The organism is Nocardia sp. NPDC003979 (assembly GCF_053605015.1).
This window is the reverse complement of the sequence record NZ_JBSGIJ010000011.1, coordinates 24,659-41,633: the sequence shown is the minus strand read 5'-3', so window position 1 is coordinate 41,633 and position 16,975 is coordinate 24,659. Positions and strand designations below refer to the sequence as shown.

Sequence of the window (16,975 nt, the reverse complement as noted above, 5' to 3'; positions counted from 1 at the left end):
AGAGCTCCAACACTTTCCGTCGCCATCTCGGCGCCGCACCATCGCCTTATCAGAGGGAACCCATGCGTCACTCACGTGTCATCTCCGCCTTGCTCGCTGCGGGCACCGCCACCGCCGTCACCGCACTCGCCCCGCAAGTTGAGGCGAAGCCGGCGACCGGCTCGTCCAGCGGCTCGTCGGAAACCTGCGCAGCCCGCAGCAACGCGGATCGAATGTTCCTGCGGCGTGCCGATTTCGACGACGAACCGTGCCGAACCCAAGACGCCGCAATCCGGTTGGCGTTGTCCAACTGCCAGTGGCTGGCCACTCATGGGCACAGCGCGTCCAAGCACATCGAATTGGCGGAGATCAACCGCGCCTCAGTGCGCTACCCGTACACCTTCCTCGACGCCGCTGTCACCAGCTACTGTCCGCAATACGACATCTGATCCACTCGATCCATGGCCCGCCCCGGCGGTGGCCGAATCACGAAATCGCCTCGAAAACAAGACATTTCAAGCCTTCTCCTGCCACACTGTTCGCCGTGCCGGCAGCTCCGATTCGCTGTCAGTTCGAGACGATCCCACTTGTCGTCGCTACGCCGTTCACTCGGTCCACACCTCGCCTCTTCCGAATGAAGAAAGCCACATCACTTGAACTCGCCATCGTTGCCCCTTCCTCCACGCCGCAGGAACCTTCAGATGCTGAAGACCGCCATGTCGGCGCTGACTCCCGGCAAGCCTGCCGCCGCGACGTTCCGGTCCGAGCTCTACGGGACTTTCAGCGTGCACGGCGCGGTGGTTCGTTCCGGCGCGAACGGCGGCCTGCTGATCGGTGGCCATGCCCTCGATACGGCCTCGTCGACGCTCAACCCGGTGCCGGATCTGCTGGAGCTGATCGCCGACGCCTCAGACGTTGCTGATCCACCTACAGGATTGGCGTCCGCGTTGGCCGAGCTGACCCACGGGGATCCGGTGGTCGGGTATTTCCAGGAACCTGCCTACGGCGTGTACACGGTGACAGGCTTCGCGGTAGATGCGCCGGTACACGGCGGTTTCCTGGTGGGCGCACGGATTCTGACATCCCGCGTCGACCGGATGCCCGGTGCGTATCTCGTTGCACTCCAACGGTTTACGGATGCGAATGCCGGCCCCGGTCCGGCCCGGATCACACGCTGGCCCGACACCGTCAACGATTGACCCGAGAGCTGTAGCAAGGAGAATGGTGTTGGGTTTCGCCGTAGTCGATCGGCATCCGCCGTACGAGTTCACCGCGATATGGCTGACCGATCGCACTACCGACGATTTCGTGCGCAATACCAACGCTGTCGTCATTCCGCACGATGACCCCGACCACGACAAGAAGGTCCGCTCACTCACGTGGGGTCGTGCGGTGGTTCTCACCGAAGGTACCGACCCACCGCTGGTATTCTCGCACGCGCTCCGCATCGAAGCGTTCGACGATTTGATCCGACAGACCGCTGACCAGCAGGAGCGGATCTGCGCGGCGATCACGGACTATTCTCGACGCAAACGCACCAAACTGGTCGTTCCCAGTTTTCTCCCGGTGCCCGAGATCGGTACACCTGAGCGCGACGAACCACAGTGTCGCGCGCTGTGGGTCGCCGATTACATCGGCGCAGTGTGGTCGGCTTGGCTGTTCACCGAGGAGCAGCGTGTGCGCCGAACGACTTCTCCGAAAAGCCGGGAAACACCATGGATCATGCCGGCGGACCTGAACAGCCCGACTATCGCCGACTTTCCCGTGGACTTCGCCGAGCGAGTGAAACCCGAGACCGTGCCATGAGTAATCAGCCGACCGTGGCGTCGCTCACCATCACGCCGGAGTTCGCCGAAGGACTTCACCGCTTGGAAAGTGGGGAAAACCTGTTCCTCACCGGCCGTGCGGGCACCGGCAAATCGACGCTGATCCGCGAGTTCCTCGCTACGACGAACCGTAATGTCGTGGTCGCGGCACCAACGGGAATAGCCGCGCTCAATGTCGGTGGCTACACCATCCACCGGTTGTTCTCGTTCTGGGCGAGCACAACCGTCGACGATGTCCGTTCGAGCGACTACTTCCCTGGCCGCTTCGCGAAAACCCTGGCCAGACTCGACACGCTGATTCTCGACGAAGCATCAATGATCCGGGCCGACCTGTTCGACTGCCTCGCCGTCGCGCTCGAACGATTCGGGCCCAAGCGGGGCAGGCCCTTCGGCGGTGTGCAATTGGTGTTGGTAGGCGATCTGTTCCAGCTTTCACCTGTGGTCAGCGAAGGCGAGAAGGACTACTTCACGCAGCGCTACACCTCGCCGTACTTCTTCTCAGCCGACCACTACGTTCACGAGCAGTTCCCAGTCGTCGAACTGAGAACCGTCTTCCGGCAGATCGGGGACACCCGTTTGGTCGAAATCCTCAACGAGGTCCGAGACGGCGCCCTGGCGGGAACTGCTCGAGCAGAGCTGAACAATCGAACCAATCCGGATTTCGAACCGCCGCTGGACGAATACTGGCTGACTCTGGCCACGACCAACCGGATCGCCGAGGCGCGCAACCGGACGATGCTCGCACGTGTTCCCGGTCGAGAACTCACCTATCGTGCCACCACATCCGGCGACATCGACGGCTTCGACCGACCAGCCGCGGAGGTGATCACCTTCAAGGTCGGCGCTCAGATCATGCTGCTGACCAATGATCCAGCCGATCGCTGGGTGAACGGGACCATCGGGCGGATCACCGGTCATCGCACCGAGCACGGCTCCCCGGTCGTGACCATCGACCTGCCCGACGGCAGTCGGGTCGATACACGACCGCACACGTGGGAAATCACGCGACCAGAAGTCGTCGACGGCGCCCTCCGGCATCAGATCGTCGGCACATACAAGCAGCTGCCGTTCCAGCTGGCCTGGTCGATCACGATCCACAAGAGCCAAGGACAGACCCTGGACCGGCTCGTCGTCGATCTCAGCGGCGGCACCTTCGCCGATGGTCAGCTCTATGTCGCACTCAGCCGGTGCACGTCGATGGAGGGGCTGGTCCTCAAACGCGATGTCCTGCCGAAGGATTTGAAAACCGATATCCGCATCCGCCGTTTCCTCGCCGCCAGCCGCGCGACGTCCACTTCACGCGGTAATGTCTATCTCGGGATCTGCACTGTCGGCGACGAAGGGCGGATGTGGCGGCCGCGCCCGATCGAGATCGCGTTGGTCACGGACGACGGAATCGAACTCAGCACCCTGGTCAATCCCCTCCGCGACCTCGGTGACGCCCGCATCACATATGGAATCACCGCCGGCGACGTCGCACTGGCACCCACCCTCGACCAAGCCTGGGCAGCACTGGCTCCGGATCTGGCCGGCCGATGCCCCGTCGGACTCGACATCGACAATCAGCTACGCAACCTCGACTACGAGCTCAAGCGCCTGGGCGTGGTTGTGCCGATGCCCCTGGGCATATCTCTCGATGCCGCCGACTTGTCAGAGTCCGAGATCGCCGGCCTCCAAGCTCCGAGCGCAGTCACCCGTGCCCGGGCCACACGAGCGTTCGTCACTCGAGCAGCGTCAGCGATCCGCACCGAGGGCGAGGCTTTCGCCGCCCCGCGCGATGGATTCGGGTACACGCTCGAACGGGGAGAAACACCCGACTGCTTCCAGCCAGGTGGCATGACGCCTGCCGAGGCGACGCCCGAAGCGGCACTCACCGAATTGCTCCGCCACAACCTTGCCCGCATTCAGCTCGACGAGCGGACATGCGCTCGACTGGCCGACCTCGGTCAGGCTCTCGGTCATCCCATTCTCGACGACGAATCCCGCTGTCACAGTGTGTCGATAGCCGACATCCTCACGGCTGGTGCGCGAATCTGCTTCACCGGTTCGGTGATCGATGACGCCGGTACCCAGTGGAGTCGCACCGACATGGAACAACTGGCGGCCAGCTGCGGTCTCGTCCCGGTGCCGAACGTGACGAAGAAGCGATGCGACGCGCTGATCGCGGCCGAAGCCGGGACAACGTCCGGCAAAGGGCGCAAGGCCACCGAGTTCGGCAAACCGATTTTCACTGCGGATCAATTCCTTGCCTGGACCGCGGCTGCCACGACTTCCTGACCCATGGAGTCTCCCGATCCCCCGCCCCGGGCCGGCCTTCGGACACTGAGGCCCGCGACCACGAGATCCGCTGTCAGTCAGGGAGATAGCGGATGGGGACCGGGATGGGGATGTCGGCGGCGCGGAGCTCTTCGAGCATGAAGGTTCGATCGAGATTCTCACCGTAGAGGCCGCGCAGGAGAACGGCGATCAGCTTGTGGTGTTCACGCTCCGATTCCTGAGCTAGCCGGCTGATCTCACGGCTGATGGACATGGCGGGTTCGGTGATTCCGGCGGCGTCGAACTGCCGAACGATGAGGCCGCCCTCGAGGATCCCGCTCCACGGTGTCCTGATTGCATGATAGGACTCGGCAGTTCGGAACAGCATGTGACGCAGCATGTCTCGAACATCGAAAGCTGGTCGCTCCACAGGAAGATCCACTTCGAACAATCGCTGTAGCCCCTCGAAATGGGCACGGCGATCGCCCTTGCCTGGGAGGCCCTCTCGGCGTAGGTCGAGGATTGCGTCCAAGTACGATTCGATGAGCTGTCGTTGACCGAAGACCGCGGGTGGGGGTGGAGCGAAATCGTTGGCGTCGAACGACATTCGGTAGATCCCTTCGAGGCACACAGGCTCCCATCCGGGCACCTGCGGTGATGTACAACCAAACCGTAGATCTACGCGAAAACATTGTCAATGCCCCACTGATTGGTGTACGTTCACTGGCAACGGCCGTTCTGGGTCATCCTCCGTGGGCGGTGGGCCGGCCGACCGCGATCCAGGAATCTCGGATCTCGTAATCAACTAGCATCCGAACCCGATAGTTCCAGATGAACACAGGTCGACACCCGACCGAACCGCATGCCGGTCACGCACGATGAGGAGCACACACGTGGGGGCGCTGCTTCCGACACTGCAGGCCGAACGGCTGAGGGAAGGGTTGACCGACTACCTGACCACCACCTTCGCCCTGACCGATCCGGACACCCAGGGTGCGTTGACCGACTTCATCGGCGACCCGAAGGACGGGCTCTTCAAGGGTCCGTATGTGCGATTGCGGCTGCCTTTCGCCCCGGCACGCGGCAATTGGGGCATGCATCTGGACTGGTGGCCGAAGTACTTCGAGCCTTACGGGCATCAGGCCTCGGCATTCGAGCGGTTGTCGACCAAGTTCCATCGCCGACCGCTGCCTACTCTGGTCACCACAGGCACCGGGTCCGGTAAGACCGAGTCGTTCCTCGTTCCCATCCTCGACCATGTGCTGCGGGCCAAGAAGGCCGGCGTGGTCGGGATGAAAGCTTTGATCATCTATCCGATGAATGCCCTGGCCAACGACCAGGAGCAACGGCTGGCGAAGATGATCACCGAGCATTCCGAGCTGTCCGGAATCACGGCCGGTCTGTACACGGGTGAGCAATCCTCCGGCGGCCGCACGATGGTGTCGGAGGCGGGGCTGATCACCGATCGCCGGCTGATGCACGATTCGCCGCCCGACATCCTGCTCACCAACTACAAGATGCTCGACCACATGCTGCTGCGGCCGGACCGGGCGGCGATGTGGCGGCAGTCGGCGGACTCGCTGCAGTACGTGGTGCTCGACGAGTTCCACACCTACGACGGCGCACAGGGCACGGATGTGGCGATGCTGTTGCGACGGCTCGGTCTGACCATCAAGTCGCACTGGACCGCCGGTGCTCCTGTCACGGAAGCAGATCGTGCACGGCCTCTCGGGAAAATCACGCCGGTTGCCACCTCCGCGACATTGGGTTCCAAAGGATCGCCGACGTCGATGCTCGACTTTGCGAAAACCGTTTTCGGCGAGACATTCACACCCGAGACCCTGATCGGCGAAACACGGCTCGAGGCCGAGGACTGGCTCGCACAGCGCCGTCGCGACCTGGATCGCACATTCTCACCAGTCGAGCCGGTGATCGATGAGGCCCTTGCCGAACTCGACCGCACCACAGCACAAACCGTGACGAACAAGCGACTCACGGCGGCGGTACTCGCCACACTGTTCCGGCACACCTCCGACATCGACGACACCCACGAGCGGATCACCGCGAGCCTGCACAAGCTCGACGAATCCGAGATGCTCGATCTGATCAAACGGCACGGAACCTTCGCACGGGTCCTTCGTAGTGCAGTCGACGCCATCTCGACCGCGAAATTGGCCGCCACCGTTCTGCCCGCCCAGACCGGCGAACGCGACCTCACCCGTGGCCTCGCGAACCGAGAGCGCTACGTCGGCTACCTCCTCGCCGCGCTCTCGCACGTGCGCGCCGAGGTCGGCCGGTCGGCACTGAATGTCGATGTGCACCTGTGGCTTCGGGAGCTGTCCCGGATCGATCGTGCGGCCGCGGTGACCCCGCAGTTCCGCTGGCCGGACGACGGAAAACTCGACGGAACCACCGTCGACTACTACCCCTCGCTCTACTGCAGGCATTGCGGCCGGTCGGGTTGGGGTGTTCGACTGGGACCGACCGGCCACACCTTGGATGCCGGTGACGAAGACGTGCGCAGTTACCACGCGACCGGTGGTCCACGGTTCCGAGCGCTGATCTCCGCGCCCGCCGAGGCCGAAATCGACACTCCGGTCGAGGGATTGCGCTGGTTCCGCGTCGACGACCGGGAGATCGTCGACGAACGACCCGATGCCGACAGCGATGAGGTACTCGACGGGCGGGTGCTGCCGGTCTTGTTCCTGAGCGGCCCTGAGGCGGACGAGAATTCGCGCAGGGACGTGTGCCCGGCGTGTGGTGCCGACGACGGCATCCGCTTCCTCGGCAGTGCTATCGCCACCCAGCTGTCGGTGGCGCTGTCGAACCTGTTCGGTGACGCGAAACTGGCCGACGGCGAGAAGAAGGCCCTCGTCTTCACCGACAGCGTTCAGGACGCCGCCCACCGTGCCGGTTTCGTCCAGGCCAGGTCGCACACCCTCAGTCTCCGCTCGACTCTACGGAACGCATTGGGCGACAAGGTGAGTGGCGAGCAGATGCTCACCCTCGCCGAGCTCTGCGATGCGGTACTCGACCGGGCAGGTGAAGACGCGCGACGGCGCTATCACCTCCTCGCGCCCGACATCGTCGAGCGTGACGAGTTCGCTCCGTTCTGGGACCCCGAGAGCACCGCCCAGGCTCGACGGAAGGCGGCCAGGACTGTTGCCCGGCGCCTGCAATTCGATATCGACCTCGAGTTCGGCCTCCAGTCTCGCCTCGGTCGTACGCTCGAGCTCACCGGCAGTGTGGTGTCGGAGGTGGATCTCGGCTCTCCCCGGCGCGTTGCGCAGCTGGGCGCCGACGCGCTGAAGCGAACAGAACATCAGCTCGCCTTCTCCGAGCCCGACGAGGCCGCGGTGACCCAGTGGGTTCGTGGTGTCGCCGAACGCATGCGCACCCGTGGCGCGATCGCCCACGATTGGTTGACGAAATACGTTCAGCGGGACGCGAACCGACGCTGGGTGTGGGGCGGCCGCCCCAAGGGTCAGGGCATGCCCGCCTTCCCCAAGGGACGCCCCGCACCCGCCTTCCCGGCGCTCGGCGGCCGGACCATCCCTGACGGCTTCGACCCGATCACCGTCTCCGCCTCGTGGTACGCCCGCTGGGCTTCGCGCTGCCTGAACGTCTCGCCCATCGAGGGTGGATCACTGGCACGCGCGCTGTTCGAAGTGTTCGCCGAAGACCGTGTGGTGATCACCGAGAACACCGAGAAGTCGCTGACCGCTTATCTTTTGACGCACGACTCGGTCCTGGTGGGTATCCCCGACCCGGCCGGGCTCACCGGGATGCGGTACCTGCTCGTCTGCGATGTCTGCCAGACGCCCACGCCGGGCAGCGCGGCCGTCGTCGACCAGCTCGACGGTGCTCCCTGCCTGTTGACCCGATGCCCGGGCAGGCTGGCACGGGCCGCCAAACACAACAACTTCTACCGCGACCTCTACGACAACTCGGAGATGAAGCGGGTGGTCGCGCGTGAACACACCTCCTTGCTTCCCACCACGACGCGGCTCGAGTACGAGAACAAATTCAAGGCCACGGCCAGCGAACCCACCGCACCGAACGTGCTTGTCGCGACGCCGACTTTGGAGATGGGTATCGACATCGGCGACCTGTCGACGGTGATGCTGGGTTCCATGCCGCGAACGGTGTCGTCGTATCTCCAGCGAGTCGGCCGAGCGGGGCGCCTCACGGGTAACTCACTCGCGCTCGCCTTCGTCCGCGGACGCGGCGAGCACCTGCCGAAACTCGGTGACCCGACGTCGGTGATCCAAGGGGAGGTGCGTCCCCCGGCAACCTTCCTCACCGCGGAGGAAATCCTGCAGCGCCAGTACATCGCGCACATCATCGACCGGCTCGCGCGGCGTGCGGGAGCCGAAGATCCCGGCAACGCGACCAACGTGCTGTCGAGTTTCGACTCCGGTACCTGGATGGGCACCCTCATCGAGACCGCTGACGACGACGCCGACCTGTTGGTCGACGAATTCCTCGGGCAGTTCGGCGATCTGCTCCGGACGGAAACCGCAGCGAACCTCCGCGACTGGGCGACCCCGCCCGGGCTCGGTGAGCACAGCGGCCTCGGAGCATTGCTGCGCGACGCCGTGCATCGCTGGAATCGAGACGTGAACGAGTTGCGGCACCGGCGAACGGCAGTGGACGCCGCCATTCCCGACTTCGAACAGCGTGCCAACTCCCCTGCCGCCACCGACGACGACAAGCGTGACTTGCGCACGGCCCGAGGCACTTTGCGTCTGTTGTCGAAGTCGATCAGCGCGCTGACAACCGAACATTGGGTCGGCGTTCTCGAACGGTACGGCGTGCTGCCCAACTACACGCTGCTCGACGACGCGGTGCTGCTGGATGTCGGCATAACCTGGATCGATCCCGACACCAATCAATACGCCGAGGACACAGCGAGTTACCAGCGCGGCTCTCGGGTCGCACTCACCGAGCTGGCTCCTGGCGCGACCTTCTACGCGCAGGAGCTGGCCGTGGAAATCGACGCGATCGATCTCGGCGCGGGCGAATCCGCGATTCAGATCTGGCGGCTGTGCCCGTCCTGCGGCTGGGCAGGCATCACCCACACCGCAGACCCGACACCCCCACCGAATCAGTGCCCTCGATGCCACACCAGCGCAATCGCGGACGTGAGCCAACAGCTTCAAGTGGTCGAGATGGCCAAGGTGTCCGCCGAGGTGCGACGCGACGAGGCGGCGATCAACGACATCCGTGACGAACGGCGTAAGGAATCGTTCACGGTCTTGGCCGCAGCCGATATCAACCCCGACAACGTCACCAAACGGTGGTTCGTCGCCGAGCAGGACTTCGGCGCGGAGTACTTGCGGCGCATGGACATTCGCTGGCTGAACATGGGCAGGCGAAACTCGCAGGGCGGCAAGCGAACCATTGCGGGCAACACGACCACAGGTTCGCTGTTCCGCGTGTGCTCCGGTTGCGGGCAGCTCGACAAGGTGGCGGGCAGGAACGAGCCACATGAGCACCGCAGCTGGTGCCGGTATCGCAAAGCCGATGACGAGAAGCACGTTCGCGAGATCGCGCTGGCTCGGACACTACGCACCCAGGCTGTGCTGCTGCACCTGCCGAGCTGGCTCGAGTACGACTCGTTCGCCCACCCGAGCCTCAGCGCTGCGATCCTGCTCGGCCTGCGACAGGTGATCGGTGGCTCCCCGGAGCATCTCGATGTCGCCGCGATCACCGACGCCCTCCACAACCCGAACCAGCGCGCCCTGCTCATCCACGACACCGTGCCCGGTGGCACCGGCTACCTGGCCGACTTCGCCAACCCACGTCAAGTGTGGGAGGTACTTGCGGCGGCCCGCACAGTGGTCAAGAACTGCGACTGCACCGACCGGCTCGCCTGCCACAAATGCCTGCTGCCGTTCGCACCGCCACGGGAACTCGACAAGGTTTCCCGGATCACGGCAGCCAAGGTGCTCGATGATCTGCTCGCATGCCGCGACGGCGAGCCGGACGCGAAAAGCTGGCTGGACTCGGTCACCGAAGAAACCCCGGTACCGAAAGGCAGCGCCGAGTCGCCGTTGGAACGCGAGTTCTACCGCGCGTTCACCGAGCGGCTCACCACCATGGGCGCCACGGTCACCGAAAAACCGGGCACCTACGGCCCGACCGCGACGATCAAACTGCCCGGCACCAAGATCCGGACCTGGCAGCTCGAGCCACAAGTGCTGATGGGCAACAGCCAACCCGACTTCCAGCTGCGCACCAGCGATCCCGATATCCCGCTCATCGCCGTGTTCGCCGACGGTCGCCGCTACCACGCGACACCCGAGCACAACCGAGTGGCCGACGACGCCCATAAACGTGAGATCCTGCGCTCCGGCGGCGTGGTGGTCTGGTCGTTCTCCCACGATGACCTCGAGCGCTTTCGAGCCGCACGGACAGAAAAGCCGACCTGGTTCACCGAAAAGCTGGAAGGCCCGACCCGCAAACACGGCAACTTGAAGCCGAAACTGTTCAAGTTGCTGCATGCCGACCCGATCACCCAGCTGATCGAGTACATGCTCGAGCCTGAACGCGAGCCATGGGAAGCAGTGGGGCGATGGCTTCCGCTGATGTTCCTCCTCAACGGCCGCCACCAGGGCGACGCCGACGCCATCGCGAGCTGGGCGCTCGACCTCATCGACGGGACCGCTTCGACTCCAGCGGACGGCGAGTACAACTGCTGGTCCTACAGCGACGGCCCGTTGACCATTACTGCCGCCACGAACAAGGGCATGAAGACGCTGGACGCGGTGCTCGCGTTCGATGACCGGGACGAGAAGCTCGAACTCGACGGCGGTCGCGCGTGGAAGGAGTGGTTGCGCTTGTCCAACTGGTTCGGACTGGCCGACCACGTGATCACCACCCGAACCCTGCTCCAGGCGAACTCCACCGTGCCGGAGCGGGGACCGGACGTAGGCAGCGCCGAGCTCACGCCCGACTGGCAGGTGCTCTACGACGACACCGTTTCCGATGCCGAACGCGAACTCGTTCTCGCTCTGGCCGCGGCAGGCGTCCCGGTGCCGGTGCTCGGTGTGGAGACCGACCGTGGTGACGTGATCGACATGGGCTGGCCCGACGTCCGTCTCGGAGTTCTCCTCGCGGAGCCCGAGGCGGCCAATACGATGACCGAACAAGGCTGGACGATCTGCCCAGCCGATCCGGCGGAACTCGTCCGAGCACTGCAAACGAACGGGGTGATGTGATGGCGCACGTCATCATGACCAAGACCAGCGGGTCCGCGGACGAGCTCGAAGGTGCGATCAAACGGCGCGCGCACGATTTCCTCTACAGCGTGCAGGACGACGAACCTGCCGCGTCCACACTCATCGAGGAAGTTCCCGGAGCCACGGACGAGCGCGTGCGGCTCGGACGAATCGGCCTGGGGCACAGCGCGATTCTGTTCTACGTAGCGCCCGCGGGTGGGGAGGGATCCTACGTCTACATGGGTGCGTGGCCGGACGCTACCGCCGCCGAGCTCGCACCCCGGGCGGGACTGAAGGTGAACCCGGTCAACGGCGTCCTCGAGCTCATCATCGCCGACACCGAAGAACCTGCGCCGACCCAGCAGCCGAAACCGGCCGTGAAGCCCGGGTACCTCGCCGACCTCGGGATCACCACCACCCAGCTCACCGACGACCTCGGCTTGGACGCGAAACTCGCCGAACGAGTGCTTGCGGCTTCCGACGACCATGTGATCAACGAGATCGCCGCGGAGATCGATGGGTGGCAGGGGGACGCGGTCCTCGAATTGGCCTGTGGCACAAGCATCGACGAGATTCGCGCCAAGCTCCGACTCACGGAGAATCCGGTCGACCCGACCCTCGGCGAGGACGAGCAGATCCTGCAGGCGCTCGAGCACCCGGCATCGAAGATCCGGTTCGCCTACATCGGTGACAACACCGAGGAACTGCGTCGCGTGATCGAGGGCGGCAGTTTCGCCGCATGGCGCACCTTCCTGCATCCCGAACAACGTGCGTACGCGGAAAAGCGGTACAACGGCGCATTCCGGCTGTCGGGCGGCGCGGGAACCGGCAAGACCGTGGTGGCGTTGCACCGCGCGCGCAATCTCTGGCGCCGCAACCCGAATGCCCGCGTCGTCCTCACCACCTTCAACCGGACGCTCGCGCGCCAGCTACAGGCCGATCTCGAGGCACTGGATCCGGGCGTGCAGATCGCGAGCAAGCCCGGCGAGGTCGGCATCTACATCGATGGTGTCGACAAGCTGGCCAGCGATGTACTGGCACGGGCAGGCGATCTCGCCCCGATCTCCGCGACGGTTCTCGGGAGCGCGACGTCGCTGCCGCCTCGTCGCACCGACACCGGCAAGGTCTGGCGCGAGATCACCAGAACTGTTGAGACAGATCTGGATTCGCGCCTGGTAACGCCCGGTTTCCTGGAGAGCGAGTACACCGCGGTGGTGCTCGCCAACAAAGTGACCACCGTCGCCGAGTACGCGAAGGTCGCGCGCGCCGGGCGTGGTGTACGGCTCAACCGTGCGCAGCGCATCGCCGTCTGGAAACTGATGGAGGCGTTCCGCCGCCGCAGCCGGATGGATGGAACCGTCAGCTTTCCCGAACTGCTCGCGTTGGCGGCCGAATACCTGCGGCAGCGCAGCGCCGCAGGTGAATTCATTGCCGACCACGTCATCATCGACGAAGCCCAAGACCTGCACGCCACCCACTGGGCGATGCTGCGCGCTCTTGTCGCGGAGGGGCCGGACGACCTTTTCATCGCCGAGGACTCCCATCAGCGGATCTTCGGGCAACCGGTGGTGCTCGGTCGGCTCGGGGTGAAAATTGTCGGCCGCTCACGGCGGCTCACGTTGAATTACCGTACGACGGCACAGAATTTGCGGTTCGCCATCGACATCCTCTCCGGCGGCGAGTATCACGACCTCGAAGAGGCCGAGGAGTCCACGCACGGATATCGCAGTGCTCGTACCGGGCCCGAACCGATGCTGCTGGCCTGTGATTCGCTGGCAGCTGAGCTCGAGCAGGTCGCCGGGCGGGTTCGGCAGTGGCTCGACGGGGGCGAGGAGCCCTCGAACATCGCTGTGCTCACCCGGGGAAAGAACGACCGGAGCCAGTTCGTGCGGGCCCTCGGGGAACGCGGCATCGAAGCCCGGGTGCTCGACGACAATCCCGCCGCCCCCGGCCACGTGCAGGTGCTGACCATGCATCGCTCCAAAGGCATGGAGTTCGCGAAGGTGATCCTCGCCGGCGTCGACGACGCGCACGTGCCTGCGAAGTCCGTGCTGAACGAAGCACCGGAAGAGGAACGGGGCGAGGCCGAGCTACGGGAGCGGTCCCTGCTGTATGTGGCGGCAAGCCGCGCGCGCGACCAGCTGGTGGTGACATGGAACGGGCGCCGTTCGGAACTGCTGGCGAACACCTGAATCCTCGAATACCACCTGCATACCCGGAGCAACAGATGAATCCCCCAGCGGCACCTCGCCAGCCCTACTCACTGTGGACGACCAGTCGTGGCTGGGCCGCGCAGGACGTCGTCGGCACCCAGTCGTATCTGCCGAACTTCCTCGGAATGCTCGGCGACGACTTCGATCCGCGCGGAACCGAAACCCGCCGCACGGTCGAGCTCGTACCGGAACCGGACAACCCATACGACCGCAACGCTGTCGCGGTCCGATTCGCGAACCAGACGATCGGCTACCTTCCACGCGAGGACGCCATCCGCTACCACCGTCCGTTGCTCGAGTTGATGAACCGCGGGTACATCCCCGTCGCGCAGGGCCGGATATGGGCACGTGAGTACTCCGAGTGGGACGATCACGGGCGCGAGCAACGACGGCTCAGCACCGATGTCCATCTCTACGTGGCGAGCCCGGAAACGATGTTTCCGCTCAACGACCCACCGGTCGTGCCGTACACAATGCTGCCCGAGGGCAGCGCGGTACAGGTACTCAGGACCGGCGAGCACGCCGATGTCCTGACCCGCTTCCACACCGATGGTGGCGAACGGCCTGTCATCGTCAGCCTGGTCGCCGTGGATCAGGCGAGCGCGCGTTCGACGAAACGTGTGGTCGAGGTGCGCATCGATGGTGACCGTGTCGGGCAGCTCTCCCCTGCAATGAGCGAGAAGTACCTCCCAGCGATCGACCATTTCGGCGCACGCGGATGGGTCACCGCCGCCCGGGCGATGCTCACTGCGTCGGCTGTTTCGGCCACGCTGTCCTTGCGCGCGCAAAAGGCTCATGAACTCTCCGGCGATGCACTCACCGGACCGCCCGCCGTCGTGCCGCCACGTGGAGTGTCAGGGCCGGTTGCTCCGAGCACGCGGTCGGCGTCGGCGGTCGAAGTGCAGTCCGGTGTCACCGGCAACGGCAGCAAGATCACCGTGCGTGAGTCGGGCACCGAATCGCTGATCACCGTCACCATCGAATTCGCCAGGCCCCTCACCGCCTGGCAATCCAAAGTCGCGCAAAAGGTTCAGGCGACTGCTCAGCAGCTACTCGCGCGCGAGCAGCTCACCGCTCCGCCGGTCACCTTGACCAACCAGACGTTCGCAGCATCGGCGCCGCTGGCCATCGGACAGGAATTCGTCGACGCGCTCATCGGCATCGACGACTCCGATTTCGGTGCGGCTCAGGAGTTCAACCAGCTGACCGAAGGGGCGCTGTAATGGCAAATGTTGTGCTTGCCCAGAACACGAAGTCGATGCCGAAGCTCGACGGATCGATCAAAGCCAAGGTCTACGACTACTTCAAAAAGGTCTGCGCGGACGACACCGCACCTGGCCTGCACATCGAGCCGTTGAAGGGCGCGGTCGACCCGCGGGTACGCACCGGGCGGGTCGACCTCAACTACCGCGCCATCATGTTCCGCATCGATGACCGGTTCGGCGAGGCGACCTACATCTACCTCGGCACGTGGAAGCACGACGTGGCGAACAAGCTCGCCGAGAAGTCCACACTGCGGGTGAATCCGATCAACGGCGTTCTCGAGGGGATCGTCGGCCAGCTCGACGGCAACGCCGACCGTAAGAAGCGGACCGTGATTCCCGACCCGGGCGGGGTGCTGGCGGCAGCGCTGGCGGCCGAACCAACGGTTGGATACCTTGCCAACGCCGGCTACACCCTCACCGAACTCACCGACCGCCTCGGCCTGGATGCCGAACTCGCCGCCCAGGTGCTGGCCGCCCCGGATCAGGACGCGGTCTTCGCGGTCGCGCAGACCACCGACGTTGCCTGGCAACAGAATGCCGTGCTCGAATTGGCCGTCGGCCGGGCGATCGACGACATCCGCGACGCACTCGGTTTCACCGAGCAGCCGGTAGACCACTCCCTCGACGAGAACGAGCAGATCCTCGCAGCCCTGGAGCATCCCGCGACCAAGATGCAGTTCACCCTCGTCGACGACAACGACGAGCTGCGTCGTGTCATCGAAGAGGGCGATTTCAAAGCCTGGCGCACCTTCTTGCATCCCAATCAGCGCCGGTTCGTCGAGAAAGATCACCGCGGGGCGTTCCGGCTCTCGGGCGGAGCCGGTACCGGGAAAACGGTGGTCGCCCTGCACCGTGCGCGGCATCTCGCCGCACGGAATCCCGGCGCCCGGATCGTTGTCACCACCTTCAACAAGACGCTGGCCAAGTCGATGCAGGACGACCTGCTCACGCTCGATCCGAACATCACCATCGCGGCGAAGCCGGGCGATCCGGGCGTCTATGTAGCCGGCATCGATAGTCTTGCGTCAGCGATACTCAGCCGTCGCAAAGACCTCGATGCGGCGTTCGACGCGGTGTTCGGTCCTGGCACGCCGACCCGGATCGGAGTGCGCACCAATCCGGATGTCGGCTGGTCCGATGTCGTCGTGGGCAGCACATTGGATCCTCGGCTGCTCCCTGCGGGCTTCTTGTCGACTGAATACACCAGCGTGGTGCTCGGCAATCGGGTCACCACACTCGAGGAATACCTCAAAGTTCCCCGAGCCGGTCGCGGTGTGCGGTTGACCAGACAGCAGCGCGCCGCGGTGTGGAAGCTCGTCGAACAGTTCAGAAAACAGGGGCGGGCCGGCGGGCGCATCAGCTTCCCCGAAATCCTCGCGGTCGCCGCCGCCTACTTGCAGTGGCACGCACAGACGACCGGTGAAACATTGGCCGACCACGTCATCGTCGACGAAGCGCAGGACCTTCATGCGACACATTGGGCGTTGCTGCGCGTACTCGTCGCCGAGGGACCCAACGACCTGTTCATCGCCGAGGACTCGCATCAGCGCATCTACGGTCAGCCGGTGGTGCTGAACCGGCTCGGCATCAATATCCGCGGTGGCCGGTCGAGCAAGCTCACGCTCAACTATCGAACCACCGCGCAGAACCTGCATTTCGCGGTGAGCATTCTCGCCGGTGCCGACTATCGCGACCTGGAGGAAGGCCAGGAGTCGACCGCTGGATACACCAGTGCTCGGCTCGGTCCGAACCCAGAGCTGATCGAATGCCGGTCGCTGATGGAGGAGTTGCAGACGATTGCCGATCGGATCAAGGGCTGGCTCGCCGACGACGTGCCGCCGTCGAGCATCGCGGTGCTCACCCGTGGCGTGAGCGAACGGAACCTGATCGTGCGTGCGCTGGTCGAGCGCGGTGTCGATGCCACCGTGCTCGATGCCGAGCCCGCCGGGGGCGAGCACGTGCAGGTACTCACGATGCACCGTTCCAAGGGCATGGAGTTTCGCTGCGTCGTGCTCGCGGGGGTCGATCGTGAGCATGTGCCGTCGCAGGCGCAGCTGCGGGGAATTCCCGAGGAGGAACAGGCCGAGGCGCAGCAGCGCGAACGTTCGCTGTTGTATGTGGCGGCCAGTCGTGCGCGCGACGAGCTGGTTGTCACCTGGAGCGGGCAGCAGTCGGAACTGCTCAATCGCTAGAGCGTCCGGGGCAGCGTAACC

The 16,975-nt window shown here is 64.7% G+C and carries 9 protein-coding genes; 8 read left to right on the top strand and 1 reads right to left on the bottom strand.

Annotated elements, in window-relative coordinates; genetic code table 11:
- The first annotated feature begins 62 nt into the window (after window positions 1–62).
- The 4 genes from ACWEVR_RS22290 (at window position 63) to ACWEVR_RS22275 (ending at window position 4,082) form a co-directional block, all read left to right on the top strand.
- The gene (locus ACWEVR_RS22290) at window positions 63–428 is read left to right on the top strand and encodes a DUF732 domain-containing protein (RefSeq protein ID WP_452468556.1); all 366 of its coding nucleotides are present in this window, start codon (window positions 63–65) and stop codon (window positions 426–428) included.
- A 252-nt stretch (window positions 429–680) separates the two neighbouring features.
- A complete protein-coding gene (locus tag ACWEVR_RS22285; protein WP_452468555.1) occupies window positions 681–1,178 on the top strand; it encodes a hypothetical protein in 498 nt (165 codons plus the stop codon).
- A complete protein-coding gene (locus ACWEVR_RS22280; RefSeq protein ID WP_452468554.1) occupies window positions 1,123–1,785 on the top strand; it encodes a hypothetical protein in 663 nt (220 codons plus the stop codon). The genes ACWEVR_RS22285 and ACWEVR_RS22280 overlap by 56 nt, the downstream gene beginning before the upstream one ends.
- On the top strand, window positions 1,782–4,082 hold the full coding sequence (locus tag ACWEVR_RS22275; RefSeq protein WP_452468553.1) for an AAA family ATPase: 2,301 nt from the start codon (window positions 1,782–1,784) through the stop codon (window positions 4,080–4,082). Before ACWEVR_RS22280 ends, ACWEVR_RS22275 begins: the two co-directional genes overlap by 4 nt.
- 73 nt (window positions 4,083–4,155) lie before the next feature.
- Here the strand turns inward: ACWEVR_RS22275 and ACWEVR_RS22270 are convergent, their stop codons facing one another.
- Window positions 4,156–4,449 (bottom strand): hypothetical protein, encoded by a 294-nt coding sequence (locus tag ACWEVR_RS22270; protein ID WP_452468552.1) that lies wholly within the window; start codon window positions 4,447–4,449, stop codon window positions 4,156–4,158.
- 505 nt (window positions 4,450–4,954) lie between these two features.
- Between ACWEVR_RS22270 and ACWEVR_RS22265 the strand changes: the two genes are divergently transcribed.
- From ACWEVR_RS22265 to ACWEVR_RS22250, 4 genes are read left to right on the top strand one after another with little or no spacing between them, the layout of a single operon-like run.
- Window positions 4,955–11,284, top strand: a complete 6,330-nt coding sequence (locus ACWEVR_RS22265; protein WP_452468551.1) for a DEAD/DEAH box helicase — start codon at window positions 4,955–4,957, stop codon at window positions 11,282–11,284.
- Window positions 11,284–13,476, top strand: coding sequence for a 3'-5' exonuclease (locus ACWEVR_RS22260; protein WP_452468550.1), 2,193 nt, complete (start codon window positions 11,284–11,286; stop codon window positions 13,474–13,476). Before ACWEVR_RS22265 ends, ACWEVR_RS22260 begins: the two co-directional genes overlap by 1 nt.
- A 35-nt stretch (window positions 13,477–13,511) precedes the next feature.
- Complete coding sequence (locus ACWEVR_RS22255) at window positions 13,512–14,720, top strand: HIRAN domain-containing protein (RefSeq protein WP_452468549.1); 1,209 nt, start codon at window positions 13,512–13,514, stop codon at window positions 14,718–14,720.
- A complete protein-coding gene (locus ACWEVR_RS22250; protein ID WP_452468548.1) occupies window positions 14,720–16,954 on the top strand; it encodes a 3'-5' exonuclease in 2,235 nt (744 codons plus the stop codon). Before ACWEVR_RS22255 ends, ACWEVR_RS22250 begins: the two co-directional genes overlap by 1 nt.
- The last annotated feature ends 21 nt before the right edge of the window (window positions 16,955–16,975 follow it).

What these genes read in the sequence shown, in the direction of transcription:
- ACWEVR_RS22270 (WP_452468552.1), bottom strand. Translation starts at nt 4,449, where the DNA reads ATGCTGTTCCGAACTGCCGAGTCCTATCATGCAATCAGGACACCGTGG.
- ACWEVR_RS22290 (WP_452468556.1), top strand. Translation starts at nt 63, where the DNA reads ATGCGTCACTCACGTGTCATCTCCGCCTTGCTCGCTGCGGGCACCGCC.
- ACWEVR_RS22275 (WP_452468553.1), top strand. Translation starts at nt 1,782, where the DNA reads ATGAGTAATCAGCCGACCGTGGCGTCGCTCACCATCACGCCGGAGTTC.
- ACWEVR_RS22280 (WP_452468554.1), top strand. Translation starts at nt 1,123, where the DNA reads ATGCCGGCCCCGGTCCGGCCCGGATCACACGCTGGCCCGACACCGTCA.
- ACWEVR_RS22250 (WP_452468548.1), top strand. Translation starts at nt 14,720, where the DNA reads ATGGCAAATGTTGTGCTTGCCCAGAACACGAAGTCGATGCCGAAGCTC.
- ACWEVR_RS22260 (WP_452468550.1), top strand. Translation starts at nt 11,284, where the DNA reads ATGGCGCACGTCATCATGACCAAGACCAGCGGGTCCGCGGACGAGCTC.
- ACWEVR_RS22255 (WP_452468549.1), top strand. Translation starts at nt 13,512, where the DNA reads ATGAATCCCCCAGCGGCACCTCGCCAGCCCTACTCACTGTGGACGACC.
- ACWEVR_RS22285 (WP_452468555.1), top strand. Translation starts at nt 681, where the DNA reads ATGCTGAAGACCGCCATGTCGGCGCTGACTCCCGGCAAGCCTGCCGCC.